This is a genomic window from Hyphomonas sp., assembly GCF_041689225.1.
Classification (GTDB): Bacteria; Pseudomonadota; Alphaproteobacteria; order Caulobacterales; family Hyphomonadaceae; genus Hyphomonas.
The window spans coordinates 1-5,009 of the sequence record NZ_JBDNGN010000180.1 but is presented as its reverse complement, the minus strand read 5'-3'; the positions used below and the strand labels follow the sequence as shown (position 1 = coordinate 5,009).

At 62.8% G+C, this 5,009-nt stretch carries 7 protein-coding genes and 1 pseudogene; 5 read left to right on the top strand and 3 right to left on the bottom strand.

The window, feature by feature from the left end; all coding sequences use genetic code 11:
- Positions 1–152: 152 nt before the first annotated feature.
- Complete coding sequence (locus ACESNB_RS17640) at positions 153–734, bottom strand: sigma-70 family RNA polymerase sigma factor (RefSeq protein WP_373009647.1); 582 nt, start codon at positions 732–734, stop codon at positions 153–155.
- A 186-nt stretch (positions 735–920) separates the two neighbouring features.
- Here ACESNB_RS17640 and ACESNB_RS17635 point away from each other — a divergent pair, with 186 nt between their 5' ends.
- On the top strand, positions 921–1,424 hold the full coding sequence (locus tag ACESNB_RS17635; protein ID WP_373009646.1) for an invasion associated locus B family protein: 504 nt from the start codon (positions 921–923) through the stop codon (positions 1,422–1,424).
- On the opposite strand, the gene ACESNB_RS17630 is transcribed toward ACESNB_RS17635, so the two are convergent.
- Positions 1,421–2,056, bottom strand: a complete 636-nt coding sequence (locus tag ACESNB_RS17630) for a 1-acyl-sn-glycerol-3-phosphate acyltransferase (RefSeq protein WP_373009645.1) — start codon at positions 2,054–2,056, stop codon at positions 1,421–1,423. The two genes, ACESNB_RS17635 and ACESNB_RS17630, sit on opposite strands and share 4 nt — an antisense overlap.
- A gap of 103 nt (positions 2,057–2,159) precedes the next feature.
- Between ACESNB_RS17630 and ACESNB_RS17625 the strand changes: the two genes are divergently transcribed.
- The 3 genes and pseudogenes from ACESNB_RS17625 to ACESNB_RS17615 all read left to right on the top strand — a co-directional run bounded on the left by ACESNB_RS17625 (position 2,160) and on the right by ACESNB_RS17615 (position 2,816).
- On the top strand, positions 2,160–2,399 hold the full coding sequence (locus tag ACESNB_RS17625) for a DJ-1/PfpI family protein (protein ID WP_373009644.1): 240 nt from the start codon (positions 2,160–2,162) through the stop codon (positions 2,397–2,399).
- A gap of 21 nt (positions 2,400–2,420) precedes the next feature.
- Positions 2,421–2,633, top strand: a pseudogene (locus ACESNB_RS17620) (DJ-1/PfpI family protein); the annotation flags it as partial.
- Positions 2,634–2,639: 6 nt separating this feature from the next.
- Positions 2,640–2,816 (top strand): hypothetical protein, encoded by a 177-nt coding sequence (locus ACESNB_RS17615; RefSeq protein WP_373009643.1) that lies wholly within the window; start codon positions 2,640–2,642, stop codon positions 2,814–2,816.
- A gap of 68 nt (positions 2,817–2,884) precedes the next feature.
- Here ACESNB_RS17615 and ACESNB_RS17610 read toward each other — a convergent pair whose 3' ends face one another.
- Positions 2,885–3,520: an OmpA family protein gene (locus tag ACESNB_RS17610; RefSeq protein ID WP_373009642.1), complete on the bottom strand. Its 636-nt coding sequence runs from the start codon at positions 3,518–3,520 to the stop codon at positions 2,885–2,887.
- 180 nt (positions 3,521–3,700) lie between these two features.
- Here ACESNB_RS17610 and rlmN point away from each other — a divergent pair, with 180 nt between their 5' ends.
- On the top strand, positions 3,701–4,873 hold the full coding sequence (rlmN, locus tag ACESNB_RS17605; protein ID WP_373009641.1) for a 23S rRNA (adenine(2503)-C(2))-methyltransferase RlmN: 1,173 nt from the start codon (positions 3,701–3,703) through the stop codon (positions 4,871–4,873).
- The last annotated feature ends 136 nt before the right edge of the window (positions 4,874–5,009 follow it).

Genomic DNA, 5,009 nt, shown 5'->3' with positions numbered 1-5,009 from the left:
TCTTTGATGTCGGCCCGCAACGCGCCTTGGGTTTCGACAAGCAAGGCAAGGCCCGCATCGAGCGCACCGGCCGCATAGGCGCTGAAAAGTTCGCTGAACGGAAAATCATTCTGGCGGGTCATGCGGCAGCTCCAGGTGTCGGCGCGAAAGTGTTATTCAGGGTCATCAAGGCCTCCCCTCAGGCGGGCCAGTGCCAGCCGGATGCGGCTTTTTACCGTTCCCAGCGGCAGGCCATGGGACAGGGCAATTTCGGAATGCGAAAGGCCGTCATAGAAGGCGGCCCGCAGCAGCGCCAGCTGTTCATCCGGCAAGGTGGCGAGTTGGGCGCGCACCTGTTCTTCCATCTGCATCCGGAATACGGCGCTGTCGGGCTGTTCGGCTTCGGCCGGCCGCAGCATCGGCTCGTCCGGCTCAAGCGGCGGCTTCGACGTGCGCCGCTGGACATCGATCCGGCGGTTTCTTGCAACCCGGAAGATCCAGGTTGAGACCGACGCCTGTTTACGATCGTACATTCCCGCCTTGCGCCAGACCGTCATCATCACGTCCTGCGTCAATTCCTCCGCCTCTGGTTCGGCGGCGCCAAGGCGCAACATGTAAGCCTTCAGGCGCGGGGCAAAGAAGGCGAACAGTTCAGCGAAAGCCTCGCGCGATTCGTCAGCGGCGATACGCTCCATGCAATCAGCGTGGCGTTCACGCTGCTCCAGGTCAGCGGTGTGGACAATCGTCGCGCTCAAGTCTGGTCCCCTTGGCCCATCAGTCGGGCACTATCGGTTGTGGGCTGGCCGAGCGCAACCACATGGCCTGTGATTCTGCATGGATGCGATAGGTGCGAAAACGTCGTAGTTTGGCCTTAACTCTGATGGCATAAGATTGGGCCTGAAGCTTGCCACGGGGACTAAGTTTACACCATGCGATATCATATGCCGCGCCACAATCGACTTGCCGCTCTCGCCGCACTCGCCGCCATCACGATCCCGTGTGCCTACGCTGAACCCACGGCCATAGGCCGCTACAATGACTGGTCCGTCTTCACGGAATCCAGCGGCGGCGAAACCGTTTGCTATGCCGCCACCACCGCCACCGACAAGGCACCCCGCTCGGCTAATCACGGCGAAGTCTGGTACTATGTCACTAGCTGGAAATCAGGCCGCGCCCGCAACCAGCCAAGCCTGAAGGTCGGCTTTGACCTGCGCGAGGACATGGCTGCGAAGGCCAGCATTGGCCGCTCGTCGTGGACGCTGTTCTCGGTCGGACCGGAAGCCTTTGCCGACGATTCCGATGACCGGCGCATTGTCGATGCTCTCAAGAAGGGCTCCGAACTCCGCGTCGAAGCCGTTTCCGCGCGCAACACGCAGGTCGCCTATCACTTCTCTCTGAAGGGATCCGCCGACGCCATCGACAAGGCCGCCACGATCTGCCGCTAGTCAGGTTCGGGCATGCTGAACTGGCCGGGCCTGCGCCCCTCGGCCGTCGCATACGGCGCCAGTATTTTCGGCAGGTCGGCGGCATAGTCGCCACTCGTTGCCAGCGGCCCGGCCAGGCGCACCGTGCGCTTGCCATAGTCGAGCACCGACATCAGCAACGGCACGCCGGCCGAATGCGCGATATAGTAATAGCCACTCTTCCAGTCTGCATTGCGCGATCGGGTGGCTTCCGGCGCGACGGCCAGGAACAGGCTGTCGGCAGCGGCGAACGCAGCGCTCATCTGTGAGACCACATCGTTTGATTTGGACCGCTCCACCGGCACGCACCCGCTACGCTTCACCAGCCAGCCAAACGGCCCCGTGGTGAGCGACTTCTTGCCCATATAACTGAGTTTCACGCGGTACCAACCCGCAACGGCCAGCATGTCGAACCCGTCCCAGTTGGACGTATGAGGCGCCGCGATAATGACCATTTTCCGGTCTGGCGGCCAGTCGTCGAGCAGGCGCCACCCGCCAAGCCACAGGTAAAATCCGCACAGAAGGTGCACGATTTCAGACCCGATTCCCCGATAGGGCGCGGGACGGCCGAAGCGCTTCACACCGGGATTTGAGAGAGGGTCTGGATTCGGCATCGCGACACGTTCCACACTTCGACCCCGATTGGCCAGAGCGAATATGGCCAGCGGCGACCGATTCCCCTATGACCGCAGCGAAACTGCACGGAGAGCGCGCCCAATGAATATAGGTTTCGTCCTGTTCCCGAATGTCACCCAGCTCGATTTTACCGGGCCATTGCAGGTGCTGCACCGCATGCTGGGCGCCACCACGCACATCCTGTCCAAGACGCTGGATCCCGTGCCGAGCGATTGCGGACTGTCGCTTGTGCCGACCGGCACCTTTGCCAACGCGCCCACGCTCGACATGATCGTCGTGCCGGGAGGGTTTGGCGTGGTCGAAGCCATCGGCGACACCTAGACACTCGACTTCGGCCGCTCAGCCGGCTCGGCCGCGACCTATGTCACCTCGGTCTGCACCGGCGCGTTCCTTCTCGGCGCGGCGGGTCTTCTCGACGGCAAGCAGGCCACCACACACTGGGCCTATACATCGCTCCTCCCGCTGGTCGGTGCCACGCACGCACCCGGCCGCTGGGTTCAGGATGGCAACACCTATACAGGCGGCGGCGTCACCGCCGGTATCGACTTCGCGTTCGGCATAATGGCTGACGTCTGCGGGCAGCAGGCCGCCGAGGCGATCCAGCTTGCGGTCGAGTATGACCCGGCGCCACCGACCAATACCGGCCATCCGTCCCGCGCCAGCGACAAGCTGATGACCATGATGAACAAGCGCCATGGCGACCCGGTCGACGCGATGCGCGCCGCCATCACCGTCTAGCGCCACAAAAACGCCCGCCGGCGCGAAGCTGACGGGCGTCTTGTCTGTCGGCCTTTTCAGGCCCCGGATCAGCTTTCGGTGATCGGTGTCAGGATGATCTCGACACGGCGGTTGGCACGGCGGCCAGCATCGGTCGAGTTGTCGGCGATCGGCTGGGTTTCACCCATGCCATAGGCCTGGAGACGAACCGGTGTCACGCCCTGGTTGATCAGGTAGCCTTTGACCGAATTCGCGCGGCGCTCGGACAGGGCCTGGTTGTAGGCATCGTCACCGTCAGAGCTGGCATGGCCAATGATGTCGACGGCGGTCGACGGGTAGTTGACCAGCGTCGTCGAAACATCGTTCAGCGACTGGTAGAAGCCAGGCAGGATTTCGGCGCTGCTGACGTTGAACGTCACGTTCGACGGCATGGTCAATGCAATCTGGTCGCCATTACGGGCCACTTCGATACCGGTACCGGCAGTGGCGGCGCGCAGCTCGCGTTCCTGCTTGTCCATGTAGGCGCCTGCAGAAGCACCGGCGATGGCACCAACAGCTGCGCCGATGGCTGCGTTGCGGCCATCATCACCACCTGCGAGCGTACCCAGGCCGGCGCCGGCGATGGCGCCGGCGGCTGTGCCGATCATGACGCGGTTGCTGGGGCCGGTTTCACAAGCGGCGGGGATCATGGCAAGCGCGAGCGCGCCCAGAACGAGATGTTTCATGGAGTTCCTCCGGAATTTGGGCGTCGTTTCGCAGTCAGCCCCGTTGATAGCGTTTACACGCGTAAGCGGGGCTTTCGGTTCCACGTGTGGCAAATTGAAGGCCGCCAGATGAAATCGTGTTCACAATGCCCTGCCCTCGGCGGTTCCTGCGCCGAGTACCTCATGCTATAGCGCGATTTCATGACAACCACACTTGATCTTTCGCAGCGCCCCAACCTGCCCCAGGGACCCAAATCCCTGGCCGGTATGCCCCTGCCCGCGCTAAAGGCCGAGCTCGAAGCCATGGGTCTCGACCCTAAGAAGGCCTCGATGCGCGCCAAGCAGATCTCGCGCTGGAGCCAGTATTTCGGCGCCACCGGTTTTCAAGACATGACCGATATCGGCAAGGAATTGCGGGCCGAACTGGCACAGCGTTTCACGCTCGACCGCCCGGAGATCGCCGACCATCAGGTCTCGAAAGACGGCACCCAGAAATGGCTCGCCCGTTTTGCGCCCGGCGTCGAAGGCGAAAGCGTGTACATTCCCGGCGTCGGCATGAGTGGCGGCGCACTCTGCGTCTCCTCCCAGGTCGGCTGCACGCTGAACTGCACCTTCTGCCACACTGGCACACAGGCCCTCGTGCGCAATCTCACCGCGCAGGAGATCACCGCCCAGGTGATGATTGCTCGCGACGCACTCGGCGAATGGCCGTCCTCAACCGAAGACCGCCGCCTCACCAATATCGTCTTCATGGGCATGGGCGAGCCGCTCTACAATCTCGACAATGTCGCGGCTGCCATCGACACGATTTGCGATGGCGACGGCATTTCCATCGGCCGGCGTCGTGTCACCGTCTCCACCGCCGGTGTCGCCCCGAAGCTCCAGGAACTGGGTGAGCGAACCAATGCCATGCTCGCCATCTCGCTCCACGCCACGAATGACGACCTGCGCAACGAGCTCGTGCCGATCAACAGGAAGTACGACCTGCAGACCCTGTTCGAAGCGATCCGCGCCTATCCGGGCAGCGGCAACTCGCGCCGGGTGACGTTCGAATATGTCATGCTGAAAGGCATCAATGACACGCCGGCAGAGGCGCGCGACCTTGTCCGCCTGCTGCGCGGCGTCCCGGCCAAGATCAACCTGATCCCGTTCAACCCCTGGCCCGGCAGCCCCTACGAATGCTCAGACTGGGAGACGATCGAAACCTTCGCCGAAATTGTGAACCAGGCTGGCTATGCCAGTCCCATCCGCACACCGCGCGGCCGCGATATCGCCGCCGCCTGCGGACAATTGCGGTCCGATAGCGTCAAGAAGTCCGCCGCCGAGAAACGCCGCGAAGCGCTCGCCGCTGCCGAGACCGCACCCGGCGCCTAGAGCACCGTGCGATTAATCTGACACATATCCGGCTTCCTTGAAATAGTTCCAGCATTCCTTTGGGTCGTAGAGATTGCAGATGTTTGCGATGGCGGTTTCGAGATCGTCGAAGTTTCGGGCGGCAGCGGCGCGCAAG

Bases quoted from the DNA above. Each gene is read 5' to 3' on its own strand.
- rlmN (WP_373009641.1), top strand. From the start codon at position 3,701: ATGACAACCACACTTGATCTTTCGCAGCGCCCCAACCTGCCCCAGGGA.
- ACESNB_RS17615 (WP_373009643.1), top strand. From the start codon at position 2,640: ATGGCTGACGTCTGCGGGCAGCAGGCCGCCGAGGCGATCCAGCTTGCG.
- ACESNB_RS17630 (WP_373009645.1), bottom strand. From the start codon at position 2,056: ATGCCGAATCCAGACCCTCTCTCAAATCCCGGTGTGAAGCGCTTCGGC.
- ACESNB_RS17610 (WP_373009642.1), bottom strand. From the start codon at position 3,520: ATGAAACATCTCGTTCTGGGCGCGCTCGCGCTTGCCATGATCCCCGCC.
- ACESNB_RS17625 (WP_373009644.1), top strand. From the start codon at position 2,160: ATGAATATAGGTTTCGTCCTGTTCCCGAATGTCACCCAGCTCGATTTT.
- ACESNB_RS17635 (WP_373009646.1), top strand. From the start codon at position 921: ATGCCGCGCCACAATCGACTTGCCGCTCTCGCCGCACTCGCCGCCATC.